15 protein-coding genes are annotated in these 15,679 nt (G+C 63.2%); 6 read left to right on the top strand and 9 right to left on the bottom strand.

The window, feature by feature from the left end; all coding sequences use genetic code 11:
- Positions 1 to 98: 98 nt before the first annotated feature.
- Both WNZ15_RS11090 and WNZ15_RS11085 read right to left on the bottom strand, forming a co-directional pair.
- Positions 99 to 776 (bottom strand): M50 family metallopeptidase, encoded by a 678-nt coding sequence (locus tag WNZ15_RS11090; RefSeq protein ID WP_342893033.1) that lies wholly within the window; start codon positions 774 to 776, stop codon positions 99 to 101.
- A 31-nt stretch (positions 777 to 807) separates the two neighbouring features.
- Positions 808 to 1,122 (bottom strand): winged helix-turn-helix transcriptional regulator, encoded by a 315-nt coding sequence (locus tag WNZ15_RS11085; RefSeq protein WP_342893200.1) that lies wholly within the window; start codon positions 1,120 to 1,122, stop codon positions 808 to 810.
- Positions 1,123 to 1,268: 146 nt separating this feature from the next.
- Between WNZ15_RS11085 and WNZ15_RS11080 the strand changes: the two genes are divergently transcribed.
- Positions 1,269 to 2,189 carry a DMT family transporter gene (locus WNZ15_RS11080; RefSeq protein WP_342893032.1) on the top strand — a complete coding sequence of 307 codons (921 nt, stop codon included), beginning with the start codon at positions 1,269 to 1,271 and terminating at the stop codon, positions 2,187 to 2,189.
- Positions 2,190 to 2,229: 40 nt separating this feature from the next.
- Here the strand turns inward: WNZ15_RS11080 and ptsP are convergent, their stop codons facing one another.
- From ptsP to WNZ15_RS11045, 7 genes are all read right to left on the bottom strand, one after another.
- Positions 2,230 to 4,749, bottom strand: a complete 2,520-nt coding sequence (gene ptsP, locus WNZ15_RS11075) for a phosphoenolpyruvate--protein phosphotransferase (RefSeq protein ID WP_342893031.1) — start codon at positions 4,747 to 4,749, stop codon at positions 2,230 to 2,232.
- Entirely contained in the window at positions 4,746 to 5,405 is a 660-nt protein-coding gene (gene dhaL, locus WNZ15_RS11070) for a dihydroxyacetone kinase subunit DhaL (RefSeq protein WP_342893030.1), read from the bottom strand. The genes ptsP and dhaL overlap by 4 nt, the downstream gene beginning before the upstream one ends.
- A 2-nt stretch (positions 5,406 to 5,407) precedes the next feature.
- The gene (gene dhaK / locus WNZ15_RS11065; RefSeq protein ID WP_342893029.1) at positions 5,408 to 6,475 is read right to left on the bottom strand and encodes a dihydroxyacetone kinase subunit DhaK; all 1,068 of its coding nucleotides are present in this window, start codon (positions 6,473 to 6,475) and stop codon (positions 5,408 to 5,410) included.
- Positions 6,472 to 7,317: an MIP/aquaporin family protein gene (locus tag WNZ15_RS11060; RefSeq protein WP_342893028.1), complete on the bottom strand. Its 846-nt coding sequence runs from the start codon at positions 7,315 to 7,317 to the stop codon at positions 6,472 to 6,474. The genes dhaK and WNZ15_RS11060 overlap by 4 nt, the downstream gene beginning before the upstream one ends.
- 356 nt (positions 7,318 to 7,673) lie before the next feature.
- Positions 7,674 to 8,708, bottom strand: a complete 1,035-nt coding sequence (locus WNZ15_RS11055) for a peptidoglycan -binding protein (protein WP_342893027.1) — start codon at positions 8,706 to 8,708, stop codon at positions 7,674 to 7,676.
- A gap of 35 nt (positions 8,709 to 8,743) precedes the next feature.
- Entirely contained in the window at positions 8,744 to 9,733 is a 990-nt protein-coding gene (locus tag WNZ15_RS11050; RefSeq protein ID WP_342893199.1) for a flagellar motor protein MotA, read from the bottom strand.
- Positions 9,734 to 10,003: 270 nt separating this feature from the next.
- Positions 10,004 to 11,062: an AraC family transcriptional regulator gene (locus WNZ15_RS11045; protein ID WP_342893026.1), complete on the bottom strand. Its 1,059-nt coding sequence runs from the start codon at positions 11,060 to 11,062 to the stop codon at positions 10,004 to 10,006.
- A 113-nt stretch (positions 11,063 to 11,175) separates the two neighbouring features.
- Between WNZ15_RS11045 and WNZ15_RS11040 the strand changes: the two genes are divergently transcribed.
- The 5 genes from WNZ15_RS11040 to WNZ15_RS11020 all read left to right on the top strand — a co-directional run bounded on the left by WNZ15_RS11040 (position 11,176) and on the right by WNZ15_RS11020 (position 15,651).
- Entirely contained in the window at positions 11,176 to 11,616 is a 441-nt protein-coding gene (locus WNZ15_RS11040; RefSeq protein ID WP_342893025.1) for a cupin domain-containing protein, read from the top strand.
- A gap of 114 nt (positions 11,617 to 11,730) precedes the next feature.
- Complete coding sequence (locus tag WNZ15_RS11035; RefSeq protein WP_342893024.1) at positions 11,731 to 12,582, top strand: alpha/beta hydrolase; 852 nt, start codon at positions 11,731 to 11,733, stop codon at positions 12,580 to 12,582.
- A gap of 63 nt (positions 12,583 to 12,645) precedes the next feature.
- Positions 12,646 to 13,110 carry a cupin domain-containing protein gene (locus WNZ15_RS11030; RefSeq protein WP_342893023.1) on the top strand — a complete coding sequence of 155 codons (465 nt, stop codon included), beginning with the start codon at positions 12,646 to 12,648 and terminating at the stop codon, positions 13,108 to 13,110.
- Positions 13,107 to 14,342, top strand: coding sequence for a flavin-dependent oxidoreductase (locus tag WNZ15_RS11025; protein ID WP_342893022.1), 1,236 nt, complete (start codon positions 13,107 to 13,109; stop codon positions 14,340 to 14,342). The genes WNZ15_RS11030 and WNZ15_RS11025 overlap by 4 nt, the downstream gene beginning before the upstream one ends.
- Positions 14,343 to 14,469: 127 nt before the next feature.
- Positions 14,470 to 15,651 (top strand): ABC transporter substrate-binding protein, encoded by a 1,182-nt coding sequence (locus tag WNZ15_RS11020; protein WP_342893021.1) that lies wholly within the window; start codon positions 14,470 to 14,472, stop codon positions 15,649 to 15,651.
- Positions 15,652 to 15,679: the final 28 nt, after the last annotated feature.

Below are 15,679 nucleotides of genomic sequence, written 5' to 3'. Positions count from 1 at the left end.
GAATTTGTGGGTCCGTACCCCAGGCCAATCCAGCCGTGCACCGGGCAAACGCGAGTCGAACGGTGCGCGGCAAGCAGCAAGCAGGGCAGCCGGCGCTGTCAGGTCTTTCGAAAGCTTATGTTGCTGGCCTGGCCAAGGCCGTGGCGCAGGGCAAAAACGATCACCGCGAGACTGATGATCAACCAGAGGCCGCCCCAGAAGATCGTCGGGCCGCCGAATTCCTCCGCCAGCATATAGGCGTCCGAGCGGGCTCCCGAGCGGCGGATGGTGTCGTCGAAAATGTCGTAGGGGACATAGAGGATACTCGCCAGACCGATCACCCTCAGCACCATGTCGCTGACAGAATGATCGAGATAGCGGGCGATGCCAAGCATGGCGAGGCCCATGGCGATGCAGAAGGCCAGCGCGAACAGATCCCGGACGTAAAACACGGCCACCAGCAGGGTGACCACGGCGAATGCCCCCAGCACCAGCCGGTCGGCTTCGGTGCGCAGTGCGATCAGCAGCAGCGCGAGGCCCAGAAGCAGCGAGCCGAGATATCCGGCCGTCAGCGTCAGAAAGCGGCTGCCGCCACGGGTGATGGCGTGGCCGCCCTGTTGCGGCGACAGCGAAATTTCAACGATGGAGCCGCCTGTGAGGACGGCGGCCAGTCCGTGTGCGAGTTCATGCAGATAGACGATCAGGATCTTGAGCGGGATCGCGACCGGCGTGTTCCACAACAGGAACAGCACCGAGAGGATCACGATGAGCTGCCAGTGGCCTTTCAGAAAGGTCATTCGGGGTCCTGTCTCTCCGGGTCCGTCCGGCTCATGCGCTGTCGTCGCGCTCCGGCCGGTCCGCATTGTTTGTCCGGGCAAGCTGTTCCGCCCAGGTTCCGGAGACACGGGAGAGCGGCAGCAGGGCCTGGTAGACCTCGCGCCCCAGGTCCGTCACCTGATAGCCGCCCGGGCCCTGGCAAACGAACTCCGCGCTTTTCAGTTCTTTCAGCCGGGCGTTCAGGACAGCTGGAGAAATTGTCTCGCAGGCGTCCTGGAGCGCGCGGAATGTAAACGGACCCCTTTCGGCGAGCGTCCACAGCACGCCCATGGCCCAGCGGCGGCCGAGCAGGTCGAACATCGCCATGATCGGACTGCCGCTGCGCGATCCGCGCACAGCTGTTCCGGGGACGGGAATGCCTGCCACTGCCTCTCCTGTTGCTATGTTTTTCATAGCTTGCTATTGAAGTCATAGCAATCCTGATTGTCCACAGACCCTAGGAGGGCGCGAGTGTGAGTGCAAAGGAATTCGGGCTCTGGACGGTGCTCACACTCCTGTGGGGGTGTTCCTATCTGGCCATCGAGGTCGCCCTGCGGGGCTTCGAGCCCCTGCCGCTGGTCACAGGGCGCATGATCATCGGCGCGCTCCTGCTGCTGGCCGTTGTCTTCGTGAAGGACGGCGGGCTCCGGCTGGGAGCGGCGGGTTGGGGGATCGCTGCCGTTGTCGGGCTGACCGGCAATGTCTTTCCCTTTCTTCTGATCAGCTATGCCGAGCAGGAGGTCACTTCGGGCCTGGCCGCGCTGATCATGGGAATCGCACCGATTGTCACGGTGGCGGTGGCGCCGTTGATCCATGCGCAGGAGACGCTGGGACCCTTGAAGGTGGCCGGCGCGGCGGCCGGTTTCGCCGGCGTGGGCATGCTGGTCGGACCGGAAGCGGCTCAGGGCTTCTCAGGCAGCCTTCAGGCACAGCTCGCGCTTGTGCTGGCCGCCCTGTGCTATGCCTTCACCACGCTTTTTTCGCGCAAATTCGCCTATCCCAGGCCTCTCCAGATCGCGGCGGCGTCCGTTCTCGTCGGAGCGATTGCCGTGTCGTGTCTGCTTGCGGGCGGATCAGGGGAAAGCGGCCTCGGGGACCTGTCCACCGCGCCGGTCGTTGCGGTGATCTATCTGGGTGTCGGCTCGACAGGTCTTGCCGCCATCATCTATTTCTACCTTGTGCCGCGTATCGGCGCGGGCCGCATGCAGCAGGTGAATTATGTCGTTCCGGTTCTGGGCACGCTGCTCGGCATCGCGTTCCTGGGAGAGAAACCGGGCTGGAACACCTGGATCGCGATCCCGACGATCCTTCTCGGCGTCTATCTTGTCACGCGTAATTCCGGAGGAAAGCCCGCCCGAAATCTCGGGCGAAAGCCAAGTGGTTGCTCCGGTTGAACTCGTGCCGGGGCATGGCCCCGGGACACCCTGCATCGGCTCACTGCCGGAGAAAACCGGCGGCCCGGTCACGGACGGCCTTTGCCGAAGTCAGATCCAGGACCTCCGCCGCCAGGCCGCGGCACGCCGGCAGCGACAGGCCCCGCAGTGTCAGCTTGAATTCGGCGATGTCGGCAGGTGTCATGCTGAATTCGTCCAGCCCGAGGCCGACAAGGATGGGCGCGGCCACCGGATCGCCGGCCATGGCGCCGCACATGCCTGTCCAGATGCCTGCTGCGCGGGCGGCTTTGATCGTGCGGGCAATCATGCGCAGCACGGCGGGATTGAACGGATCGAAGAGATCCTGAACCTTTTGGTTGGCGCGATCCGAAGCCATGACGTATTGGGTCAGATCGTTGGTGCCGATGCTGAAGAAATCGACATGCGGGGCAAGGACATCGGCCATTTCGGCCGCCGCCGGAACCTCGATCATGAGCCCGATTTCGAGACCTTCGTCAAAGGCAAGGCCGCGCGCGCGCAGATGGTCCATGACACGGCGAACGTGCATCTTCGCCGCCAGCACCTCGTCGAGCGTGCTGACGAGGGGAAACATGATCCGCACCGGGCCAAACGCGCTGGCGCGCAGGATCGCGGCAAGCTGGGGATCGAAAAACTCCGGAACGCCCAGGCTGTAGCGCAGACCGCGCCAGCCGAGATTGGGATTGGCCTCCGGAGGCCGGTCCAGGTAGGCAACCGGCTTGTCGCCGCCGATATCGGCGGTTCGCACGGTCAGGGGGCGTCCGTCGAGGCCGTTGACGACGGCCCGGTAGACCCCAAACTGGTCGTCTTCCGTCGGTGCCGTGTCGCGGGTCATGAACAGGAATTCGGTGCGCAGCAGGCCGACTTCCCGGGCGCCGCTGCCGGCAACGGCATCCAGTTCCTCCAGTGACGCCATGTTGGCGGCGGCCCGGACACGGTGGCCGTCCGATGTCTCGGCCGGAAGCGTTCTGACCACCTCGGCCCGGGCACGGCGATCTGCCAGTGTCTTGCGGTCCTGTTCCATGGCCGCGACGATTTCGGCGTCCGGTGCCACGATGATCTTTCCCGCGGTGCCGTCCAGCAGCACCCGGGTGCCTTCCGCGACACCCGCGAGCGCCGGGCCGAGGGCGAAGACAACCGGAAAGCTGAGGGCCCCGGCGAGGATGGCCGCGTGAGAGGTCTTGCCGCCGGCGCTTGAACAGATGCCCAGGACGTTGTCTTCGTCGAGGGTGAGGATGTCCGACGGACGCAGATCCTCAAACGCCAGGATCGCGGGCCCGGACGGATGGTCGGCCGACAGGCCGTCGCCGGTCAGGAGGCTCAGGACCCGCTGGCCGACATCGATCACGTCGTCCGCCCTGGCCTTGAACATGGGGTCCTCGAGGGACGCGTAGGTCCTGGCAAGGTCCGCGACGACATCACGCCAGGCCGCTTGCGCGCAAATGCGGTCATCGGTAATGCGCGCCGCCACGGTGTCAATGATCTCGGGGTCCTGGAGATAGGTGACATGGGCATCGAAGATCTTGCGGTCATAGGCGCTGATCCGTGTGCCGGCGGATGCAAGGGAGTCCACGATCTGCTTTTTTGCATCTGACAGGCTTGTCTTGAAGCGATCGATCTCGGCAGCGGGATCGGAGATCCGCAGCGGCTCGACTGCCGGAAGATCGCGCCGGACATGATGCACCGGGCCGAGGGCATATCCGCCGGCGATCGGGATGCCGGCAAACGCGCCGGGGCCCGCAGGCGCGGCGGGATGGGCCGGTCGTGAGGGCGGCGGGGGGGCGGCCGGGGCGGTTCGTTGCACCGGCACCGGGGCGGCCGGCGCGGAACCTTCCTCGCCGAAATTGGAGGCAATCAGGTCCTCGATTGCGGCGAACACGGCGTCGGCCTCGGCAGGGTCCGCGGTCACGGCAATCCGCTCGCCCCCGGCGACCTCGGACAGCATGATGCCGTTGATGCCCTTGGCATTGACCGGCTGCCGACCCTTGCTGAGATTGGCCAGACGGATCTCGCCGGTGAACCGGTTCATCGCGGTGACCAGAAGCGCGGCCGGCCGGGCATGCAGGCCGAGCTGATTGGAAATTGTGAACTCGCGGGTGACACCGTCGCTTTCGGCGGTCCCGGCGGTCTCTGGCTGGTCTTCGCCCGGTGCCGTTTGCAGCGCTGCCTGGCGGGCTTCCCGCAGGACGGTCTCAAGGGAGCTGCCCGCGCCGATCTGGACCGTGGCGGCCAGAACACCCTCGACAAGTGGGGCGTCGCAGAACCGGACCTTTTCCTGTTCGTCAGGCTCAAGCAGGTCGATGGCCATCTCGGCATTCAGTCGCGCCGAACCGATGTCGGCGAAAACCAGGACGCCGTCATCCGACAGGACCTCGCGGATGGCCTCCAGTACCCGGATGCCATCGGTGCCAAGCGACTGTTCGGGATCGTCGAGGCCGCCGGCCGCGGCGATCGGCACCGGCTGCCCGCTCATGGCGTCGGCGAGGTCCTTCAGGCCCTCGGCCAGCTTGCCGCTATGGGAGACGATAACCAGTCCGATCACTTCGCCGCCTCTTCAACAGCGTCGGAAAAGGCCTGAAGGATCAGGTAGCTTGAGGTGGCGCCCGGGTCCTGATGGCCGATGCTGCGTTCGCCGAGATAGCTTGCGCGCCCGCGCTGGGCCAGCATCGGGATGGTGGCCTCCATGCCCTGTTTGGCCGCCTCCGCCGCAGCCTTGAGGGCGTCCGCGATGTTGTCGGTCTTGGCGATTTCCGCCTTGAAGGCTTCCGAAGCGGGAACAAGTGCGTCGAGCATCGTTTTCATGCCGGCCTCCGAGCGGCCGCGCTTCATGACGCCGGCGACCGCGTTATCGAAGAATTGCGCCAGGTCCTCTCCGGTCAGGCAAGTCTTGCCGACCAGGGGTTTGGCACCGTCGAGAAACATGGTGCCGTAGAGCGGTCCGGCGGCGCCGCCGACCTTGGAAATAAGGCTCATCGCCACCGATTTGAGCAGGGCACCGATATCATCGCCTGCGGGCAGTTTTTGGACCACGGCCTTGAAGCCGCGATCCATGTTGTTGCCATGGTCGGAATCTCCGATCGGCCCATCGAGCTCGGTGAGGTGTGCGCGGTTGTCCGCGAGCACCCCTGCCGATTTTTCGATCCATGCCCGCACCATCGGGCCGGTCACTGTTCCGGCCTCGTCAAGCGGATCCGTCATGATCAAACTCCCCACCGAAGCGCCGGCGTTTTCACCGGGGCATCATAAAGACGCAGGATTTCCTCATCCGTTTTCACAAGCGTGATGGAGACGCCGGCCATCTCGAGCGAGGTGATGTAGTTGCCCACCAGATTGCGGACGATCTTCACGCCGCGCTGTGCCGTCAGTTCGGCCAGCCTGGCGTAGACGGTATAGAGCTCCGAAAGGGGCGTGCCGCCCATGCCGTTGACGATGGCGATGACCTCGTCTCCCTTTTGCAGGGTGATGTCGGTCACTTCGACATCGACCCAGTCGCCTTTTTCCGGATCCCATTCACTTAAGGAGCGCTTGTAGGCCTCGTCATCCAGTATATGGTCCGTCAGTATCCCGGTGACTTCATCCGCACTCCTGATCTTGTCGCGCATGATGCCAGGCTCGCCGTGAATGCCGACGCCGATCTCCATCTCGTCCTCCGGCAGGTCGAAGCTCGGCGTTCCGTTCTGCGGCGTGGTGCAGGACGTCAGGGCCATGCCCATGCTCTTGCCGTGGATGTTGACCTTCTTGCAGAGCGCGGCCAGCCGGTCGAGATCATAACCTTCGCGGGCGGCCGCCCCGCAGACCTTTTCGGCGATCACCGTGGTGCCGAGACCGCGGCGGCCCGCAGTGTAAAGGGAATCCTTGAGCGCCACATCGTCGTCGATGATGACATTGCGCACCTCTATTCCCTCATCGCGCAGCATGTCTGCCGCCATCTGGAAGTTCAGGACATCGCCGGTGTAGTTCTTGACGATCTGCAAGATGCCCTTGCCGCCGTTCACGGCCTTGCCCGCCTCGAGCATCTGGTCGGGGGTCGGCGAGGTGAACACCTGGCCGGGGCAGGCCGCGTCCAGCATGCCCATGCCGACATATCCGCCGTGCAGCGGTTCGTGTCCGGATCCGCCGCCGGACATGATGGCGACACGGTCCTGCACGCCGCCGGCCACTCGAACGTAGTTCGGGTCGAAATTCACGTCGATGTCGTCATGGGCGAGCCCGAAGCCCCTGAGCTGTTCGACGGTGACGTCCTCGGCATTGTTGATCAGCTTTTTCATGGCGTCTTCTCCCATTCGGGTGTTTCCGTGTCGTAGGTCTGGAAGACCGCGCGGTAGTAGCCGCGATAGAACCCTCCGCCGACGAGACCGCCTGCAACAGATGCAACGGCAGGGATCCACCAGCCGCCCCGGGGGCCGGGAATGGCCATCTCACCCCAGCCGAAGATGAACGAGATGAAACGCGGACCGAGATCTCTTGCCGGGTTCATGGCGGTCATGGAGATCGGCGCCTCATAGGCAACCAGCGCCGCAACAAGCAGGCCGATGAAGAACGGGGCCAGATTGGCCGACGGCGCGGATGTGTTGTGCTGGTCGGTCAGGAACAGCACGCCGAACACGAGAATCGACGTGGTGAAGGCCTCGGAGAGGAACCATTTCGTCAGAGAGACCTGGGCGAAGGCTTCTTCCGTGGTGCCGAAGAAGGCGGGGTTCGGCGCATAGGTGCCGAAACCCATGGCGCTCAACTGGCTGCCCGGAGCACCGCGCACCAGACCGGCGCCGAGTTCATAATGCTCGATGATGCCGGAATAAAAGCCGTAGATGGCTGCGGAAGCGAGCATGGCGCCAATGAACTGCGCGACGATGTAAGGCGCGACCTTGGCCCATGGAAAGCCGGTGAAGACGGCCAGGGCGAGCGTGACCGCCGGATTGATGTGGCCGCCGGAGATTTTGCCCGAGGCATAGACGCCGAGAGCCACGCCAAGCGCGAACATCATCGATACCGGCCAAAGACTGAGGCCGCCGGTCCACACGGACACCGCGACCGATCCCACGCCGAAGAGAACGAGAATGAACGTTCCTATGCCCTCGGCAACCATTTCAGGAATGATACCCTTGCTCATTGCTTCCTGCTCCCAATGACTATGAAATTCGTGTTCTGGGGCCGAATGTTTCGGCCGGGAGCAGCCGCTTCTGATGGAAGCAATGCTGCTCGCAGAAACAGTAACAGGCGGGCCGGGCAGCGAGTTGATCCCGATCAACACTGTAAAAATTTCTTAGTTTTGGGGGCGGTGGGCCCTGCGATCCCTGGCGCGGCCGCCGGCGCTCTCCCAGCAGGACAAGGGTGGGCGCCGCAGGCGGCGGGTGCTTGATCAGGGATGAGACTGCCACCTGACCGGTCAGCAGCGGGTCATGCCATGGCAGGGCGGCGAAGGATGGGCATCAGGTGGGCAGCGGGCGGGGGCGGGGGCGACTCGCGTCAGCGTTCCGTCAGTTTCAGCTCGATGCGCCGGTTCTTGGCCAGCACCTCGGGCGTCTCGCCGTCTTCCAGAGGCTGGAATTCACCGAAACCGGCGGCGACGAGGCGCTTGGGGTCGACCCCCTTTTCGATCAGGTAGCGGACAACGGAGATGGCACGGGCTGCCGACAGTTCCCAGTTGTTGCGCAGGCGGCCGGTGCCGGAAAGGGGCCGGGCATCGGTGTGGCCATCGACCCGGAGCACCCAGTTGATCTCGTCCGGGATCTGGGCGCTGAGTTCCTGGATCGCGGCGGCGAGCTTGTCGAGTTCCTGCTCGCCGTCCGGATTGATGTCCTCCTGGCCGCTGTCGAACAGCACCTCGGACTGGAACACGAAGCGGTCGCCGACCACGGAAATGTCGGAGCGCTGGGACAGGATCTCGCGCAGCCGGCCGAAGAAGTCGGACCGGTAGCGCGACAGTTCCTGGACCCGTTGCACCAGGGCCGCATTGAGGCGCTTGCCCAGGCTGGCGATCTTGGACTGGCTGTCGGCTTCCTTGGCTTCCGAGGCTTCGAGGGCGGCGTTGGCGGCGGCGATCTGACGGCGCAGGGCGGCGATCTGCTGGTTGAGCAGTTCGACCTGCGCCAGTGCTTCCTGGCTGATCTGGCGTTCGTCGTCGAGCAGATTGTCCAGACGGGTCGCCCGCCCGCCCGCGGCATCGGCCGCTCCGGCGCTGTTTTCCAGCAGGCCGAGCAGGCGGGTCTGTTCGGACTGGGCATCGCTGAGGCTTGCCTGAAGACCGAGAATGGTGTCTTCCAGCTCGCCGGAATTGGCGCGCTCGAGCGCCAGCAACTCGGTCAGTTCGCTGATCTGGATGTTGAGACGGTTGAGCACCGTGTCACGGCCGGAGAGCTGCTGGGACAGGAAAAACTGGGCGATCATGAAGATCGACAGCAGAAAGATGATGACGAGCAGCAGCGTTGCCATGGCATCGACAAAGCCGGGCCAGTAGTCGGTCGTCTGTCCCCGGCGTCGGGCGCGCAGTCCTCCAGCCATTCAATCCGCTCCCTGATCAGCCTGAGACACCGCGCCTACTCCTTGGCCCGGTCGAAGGCTGCCGAAATCGACGTCAGCAGGCTCTCGATCCGCTTCTGCTGTTCGCCCTGGGACTCGGCCCAGTCACGCATCATCTGCTGTTCGGAGCGCACATGCTTGACGAGGCCCTGGATGCCCTCGGCGAGATTGGCCATGGCCTGCGAGGCGTTCTTGCTGCCGCCTTCCTCGACGCTCTTTTGAAGCGAGCTCAGGGAGGCCCGGATCTGTTCGACGCCGGAAGATTCCGACCCGCCGAGCAGGCCTTCTTCCGGATCGATGTCGGTAACCGTTGACAGCCAGTCCTCCAGTTCGTTGTAGAACCGGTTCTGCGCCTGCCCCGCCTGAAGGTCGAGGAAGCCCAGGACCAGCGAGCCGGTCAGACCGAACAGCGAGGACGAAAACGCGGTGCCCATGCCCGAGAGCGGGGCTTCCAGCCCGGCTTTCAGATCCTCGAAGATCACGTTGGCATCGCCCGAGCCGACATCCAGCGACTGGATGGTGGCGCCGACCGAGCTGACGGTCTGCAACAGGCCCCAGAAGGTGCCGAGCAGGCCGAGGAACACCAGCAGGCCGGTCAGGTAGCGCGACATCTCGCGACTTTCCTCAAGGCGCATGCCGATACTGTCGAGGATCGAGCGGGCGGTGGTCGGGGTCAGCGCCATGTCGCCGGCCTTGTTGCCGAGGAGAGCTGCCATCGGGGCCAGAAGAACGGGCGCGCGCGTGTCCAGCGCCGGATCGCCGATCCGGAAGGAATTGACCCAGGTGATTTCCGGGAACAGCCGGATCACCCGTCCGAACAGCAGCAGCACGCCGAAAACACCAACCAGAACGATCAGACCGTTGAGGCCCGGATTGCTCATGAAGGCGGTGGAGATCTGCGGAAACAGAATGAAGGCGATGAAGGCGACGATCACCAGGAAGATGATCATGAAGGTCAGATACGCCCGCGGGCTGGACAGGCTGTAGGGGTCGAATTCACGGGCCATATTGCGCAATCAGTCACCTGTTTCAGACGTAACCGATTGATAGCGTGATTTTTAACCCCTTGGAAACCTCTTATCGGAGGGAAAGCGGGAATAAGGGTGGGAAAGGGCCGGGGAGGGTGCCAAAAAGGGGGGGAACCGGAGGGCGCTGGCGGGCTTCGGTCCCTTACTCGCCTAGGGGGCATTCACTTTGCACGGGCACGGATCTCCCGCCCATGGTCTGCATGCGGCTGCAAGTGGAAGGATCGGGGTAAGCGGAGGCCGGGCAGCAATTCAGCGCTGCTCGCTTGGCAAATGTCCGAAGCGCTCCTTGTAGAAGCTGGAGAACCGGCCAAGATGGGAGAAGCCGCAGGAATAGGCCGCTTCGCTCACGCTGGGTGGATGCCGCCGCGCCGCCAGCAGGTAATGCGCCGTATCCAGCCGTGCATTGCGCAGGACCTGCATCGGGCTTTGGCCGTAAATGCGCTGGAAGCCCTTTTGAAGTGTGCGCACATTCATGCGCGCCGCCTTCGAGATGTCGGCCAGGGTGATGGGTTCTGCCAGATTGGCGTGAATATACTCAAGCGCGATCCGGATCTCCCTGAGATTGGCGCGACGGTCCGAGCGCGCGATGATGTGCGAGATGTTGCTTGGCTGAAGGGTCAGCAACGCGTGCGCCAGATCCTCCTCCGCCCTGAGGTCCCGTGCCGCCAGTTGACCCTGGAACAGGTCGCCGTTCTCAATGCCCTGGGCGCAGGCCATGACCAACCGCTTCAGCTGGCGTCCCGCTCCATTGGTCAGATCGACCTGCATTTCAAAGCGTATGGGGCCGGGCAGGGGCGCACCCGTTATCGACCGGGCAACCGCTTCCAGCTGGTTCTTGTCGACCTGGAGCAAAAGCTTGCTGCAGTCGCGCGTCCAATGCAGCAGCGCGCCCCGATCCGGGTTCAAAATGGTGCCCATCTGGGTGGTGGCCGTCATTTCTTCGCCCCGGTGCCGGATTTTCGCACATCCGGACAGCGGCACCTGAAACAGATAGAAAGAGCCCAGCTGTCCCGGATTGACCGTCACATCGGCTCCATAGTGCAGGTAGTTCGCGGAGATGCTCTGCCCGCGTACCGCATTGTGGCGGACGAAGAGATCGGACCGGCCGCCGACGAGCTCGAGCTTGTGATCACAGAGCTTTGCGGACGTGATGTGCCGCGCTTCATCCAGGTCGCGGGTTCGAACCACCGGATTCAGCGCAAAAAATTCTTTCGTTGGCAAAGCCTCGTGTGGGGCCATCGATTTCCCTGCAGGGCGGTTCAAGGTTGATCCAACTCGATTTAGTGCATGACTGCCAATTTGCTTCAAGCTTAAAATTTGTACCGGAAGACGGGTTCGTTTTTCGGATAACTGATTGAGCTAAATCATTGCAGTGTAGTCCGGGCATCAAGTCCCGAACTGGAACAACAGGAACCCGGACAATGGAAAAAGGCGTCTTGAAGGCCGATGTCGGCATGAACGGTCTGACATGGAACGTCGTGGGGCAGACCTATGTCCCCAAGCTCCTGACGGAGGATGCGTTCGTCTGGCACGCGACCCTTCCCGAGGGCACGTTCGTGCCGCCGCATATCCACCCGACACAGGATGAGTGGATCTATCTCCTGGAAGGCGAACTGGAAATCGAATTTCCCGATGAGCATTGCAAGGCCAGGCCAGGCGACACGATCAGGATGCCGCGAGGCATCGCCCATGGCATCTTCAACCGTTCCGGCGCGACTGCGGCATGTATGTTCGGGGTGTCGCCGGCGCGTGAACTCTACAAGCTGTTCACCGAACTGGATGGGGTGAGCGATCCGCAGGAACTGGTGCGTCTTTCCGCATTGCGCGAAGTCAACTTCCTGCCGCCCCCGGATGCCGGCTGATCCCGGTCACTCTTTCAACACCGGCGCCGGGCGTGAAATTGGGCCGGGCGCCTTGCGGTTGGTCAACCGTGCGAAACACAAGAACAAGGCCGCGCGCCCGGCAGGAAGGCCAGAATGAGTTTGTCACCTCTGTGCGATTGGGACGACGCCTTCGCAAACATGAAGCATGTGAAAAATTCCGCAGAGTTGCCAGACTTCTGGGCCGCGCGCGCCGCTGGTTACAGGGCAGACCTGACGAGGAGCGGACACCGGCTGGACCTGGATATCGCCTACGGCAGTCATCCGCGGGAAAAGTTCGACATTGTCTGGCCGGACGGCACACCGAAGGGACTTGCGGTCTTCATACACGGCGGCTACTGGATGCGGCTGGAGAAGGCACACTGGACGGATTTCGCCGAAGGCGCGCGAGCGAAAGGCTGGGCCGTCTGCGTGCCCAGCTACACCCTGGCGCCGGAGGCGCGCATCCATGAGATCACCGCGCAGATCGGCCAGGCCATATCGACTGCGGCCGGACTGGTGGACGGCCCCATCCGCCTGTCCGGGCACTCCGCAGGCGGTCATCTGGTAACGCGCATGCTTTGCTCCGACAGCCCGCTGTCGGGCAGCGTTTCCATGCGCATCGCCCATACCCTGTCAATCAGCGGTCTTCACGACCTGCGGCCGCTGATGCATACCGGGATGAACCGGACACTCAACCTGGATCTGGAAGAGGCCCGCGCTGAAAGCGCGGTTCTGGCGCAGCCGGCGGCAGCCGCGCCGCTGACCTGCTGGGTCGGGGGCGGTGAACGGCCCGAATTCATCCGCCAGGCACGCCTCCTGAGCGACATGTGGACGGGACTGGACGTGCCTGTGCGTTGCGAAATTGACGGCAATCACAACCACTTCACGATTCTTGAAGGCCTCAAGCAACCGGGCTCGCCGATCACGACCGCCTTTGTCGGTCCTGTTCCGCAAGAGGGACCGTGACGGTAAGCTTGCGTGAGCGCTCGAATTTCAACCTGCAGCCGGTCGAGAGACGGAGGAAACAGAATGACAGCCATGGCTCCCGGGATCGTCAAGTCCCGTCACGGTCTCGATGAGATCAGCTGGAACATCCTGGGCCAGACTTATGTGCCCAAGCAGATGACCGAGGAGTGCTTTTCTTGGCATGCGACCCTGCCTCCGGGAACCTTCGTGCCGCCGCATATCCATCCGGACCAGGACGAATTTCTCTATATTCTGGAAGGCCGTTTCGACTTCCTTCTGGACGGGCAGGAAGCCATAGGTGAGCCTGGAGACCTGGTGAAACTGCCGCGCGGTATTCCGCATGGCATCTTCAACAAATCCGGGAACACGATAAAAACGCTGTTCTGGGTGACGCCGTCCGCCCAGCTCTATGACCTGTTCTGGGCGTTGCACAATCTGGGGCCCGAGGCAGATCCCGCCGAGATCGTGGCCGTCTCCGCGGCCCATGCCATCGACTTTCTGCCGCCCGAAGACGAGACGGCGCAATGACCGTGCTGATCGCGGGTGCCGGGATCGGCGGGCTGGCCACGGCCCTGATGCTGCACAAGCGCGGTATCAAGGTCAGGGTTGTGGAACAGGCTCCGGAGGTTCGCGAAGTCGGGGTCGGCATCAACACGCTGCCTCATTCGATCGCCGAACTTGCCGAACTCGGCCTGCTGGAGCGGTTGGACGAAGTGGGGTTGCGGACCCGTGAACTGAGGTATCTGACCCGCATCGGTCAGGAGGTCTGGCGTGAGCCGCGCGGCCTTCATGCCGGGCACGAACACCCTCAGTTCTCCATTCATCGCGGCCGGCTGCAGAAGGTGTTGTTCGATGCAGCGGTCGAACGCATGGGGCCGGATGCCGTTCTGACGGGTCTGCGCCTGTCCGGCTTCATTCAGGATGAGGCCGGTGTCACGGCGCATTTCACCAACACGGTTGACGGGCTCGATTCGACAACGATACGCAGTGAAGTGCTGATCTGCGCGGATGGCATTCACAGCGTTGGCCGTCGCCAGTTCTATCCGGACGAGGGCGTGCCGAGCTGGGCCGGTGTCGTGATGTGGCGCGGCGCAGCGGAGTGGCCGGTCTGGGAGGATGGCGAGACGATGGCCATCGCCGGGGGCCTGAGCGGGAAACTGGTGCTCTATCCGATCGCGCCCGCAAGGGACGGACGGCAGTTGATGAACTGGGTGGTGAACGTGCGCATGGCCGACGCTTCGGTTTCGCCGCCACCGCCGGAAAGCTGGTCGAAACAGGCGTCTCTTGCCAAGGTGCTGCCTTACGCCAGGCGTTTCAACGTGCCCGGCATGGACCTTGAGGCGCTCGTACGCGCCAGCGGGCCGATCTACGAATACCCGATGGCCGACCGCGATCCCTTGCCGCGCTGGACCCATGGGCGGGTCACGCTGCTGGGAGACGCGGCGCACCCGATGTATCCGGTTGGCTCCAACGGCGCAGCGCAGGCGATTCTGGATGCACGCTGTCTGGCCGACGAACTGGCCGCCGCGGAACATCCGCGCGAAGCACTCTATCGGTACGAACGGGACCGCCTGCCCAAAACCGCCGAAGTCGTGCGCACCAACCGGATCGGCGGGCCCGAACGGGTGATCGACGAGGTCGAGAAGCTGAGCCCGCGCCGTTTTGAGAACGTGGACGACGTTTTGGGATATGAAGACCGCAAGGCGATAGTAAAAGGGTACGCGAAGATGGCCGGTTTCGCCACGAAGGAAGACGCCTGAGGCATGACCGCTTAATGGTATAAGGACGCCCGTCCGGGACCAGGGGAAAACAAAAACAAACCGGTCCCGACAATTGCCTATCCGCACTCAACCAGCCCCGGAGGGGGGCAGAAAAGGAAAAATGATCATGAAAGCAAACTCGAAATTCACGATTGCAAGCCTTGCGGCCATGCTGGCGATGAATACGGCATTGTGTTCGGCGGCCCTTGCCGAGGATGTCAAGATCGGGATGGTCGTGACACTGTCCGGTCCGCCGGCCGCGCTTGGCCAGCAGATCGTGGACGGTTTCCAGCTCGCACTGGACCAGAACGGCGGCAAACTGGGCGGCCAGTCCGTTTCCCTGATCGTCGAGGACGACGAACTCAAGCCGGACGTGGCGCTGCTCAAGGCAAAGTCGCTGGTCGAGCGTGACGAGGTCGATTTTGTCGTCGGGACCGTCTTCTCGAACATGCTGCAGGCGATCTTCAAGCCGATCGTCCAATCCGACACCTTCCTGATCAGCCCGAATGCAGGGCCGTCGACCTTCGCCGGAAAGAACTGCAATCCCTATTTCTTTGTCACCTCTTACCAAAACAACCAGAACGCCGAAGTGAGCGGCATGATCGCCAATGAGGAGGGCTTCGAGAACGTCGTCCTGATGGTGCCCAACTATCAAGCCGGGCGCGACAACATCGCCGGGTACAAGCAGACCTTCAAGGGCACGGTCGCGGACGAGATTTTCACCCCCCTCGGCCATCAGGATTTCTCGTCCGAGCTGGCACAGATCTCCACCTCGGGCGCAGATGCGCTCTTCACTTTCATGCCGGGTGGCATGGGCGTGCGCCTCGTCAAGCAGTTCGAAGCTGCGGGCCTTGATGAAAGCGTCAAGTTCACGTCTGTCTTCACAACCGACGAGACCACGCTGCCGGGCCAAAAGGATGCGGCTGTCGGCTTCCTGTCGGCCGGTGCCTGGGCTCCGGACATGAAGAACGACGCCAATCTTGCCTTTGTCTCGGCCTTCGAGGAAAAATACGGCTATGTGCCGGGGTCCTATGCCGCCCAGGCCTTTGATACGGCCAACCTGATTGCCAGCGCGCTGGAAAAGACCGGCGGCGACATGGGCGACAAGGACGCAACGCGGGCAGCCCTCGAGGCCGCGGACTTCACCTCCGTTCGCGGATCCTTCGCCTTCAGCAACAACCATTATCCGGTTCAGGATTTCCATCTGCTGGAAGTGGCGAAACGCGACGACGGCAAGTTCTGGACCACGGCCAAGCAGACCATCGTCACCGACTACGCCGACAGCTTCCATTCCGAGTGCAAAATGTAGGATCCGGATTGCGCCCGCTCCGTCAGGG

It is taken from the genome of Roseibium sp. AS2 (genome assembly GCF_038900065.1).
In the GTDB taxonomy this organism is placed as follows: Bacteria; Pseudomonadota; Alphaproteobacteria; order Rhizobiales; family Stappiaceae; genus Roseibium.
This window is presented reverse-complemented; position numbering and strand designations above follow the sequence as displayed.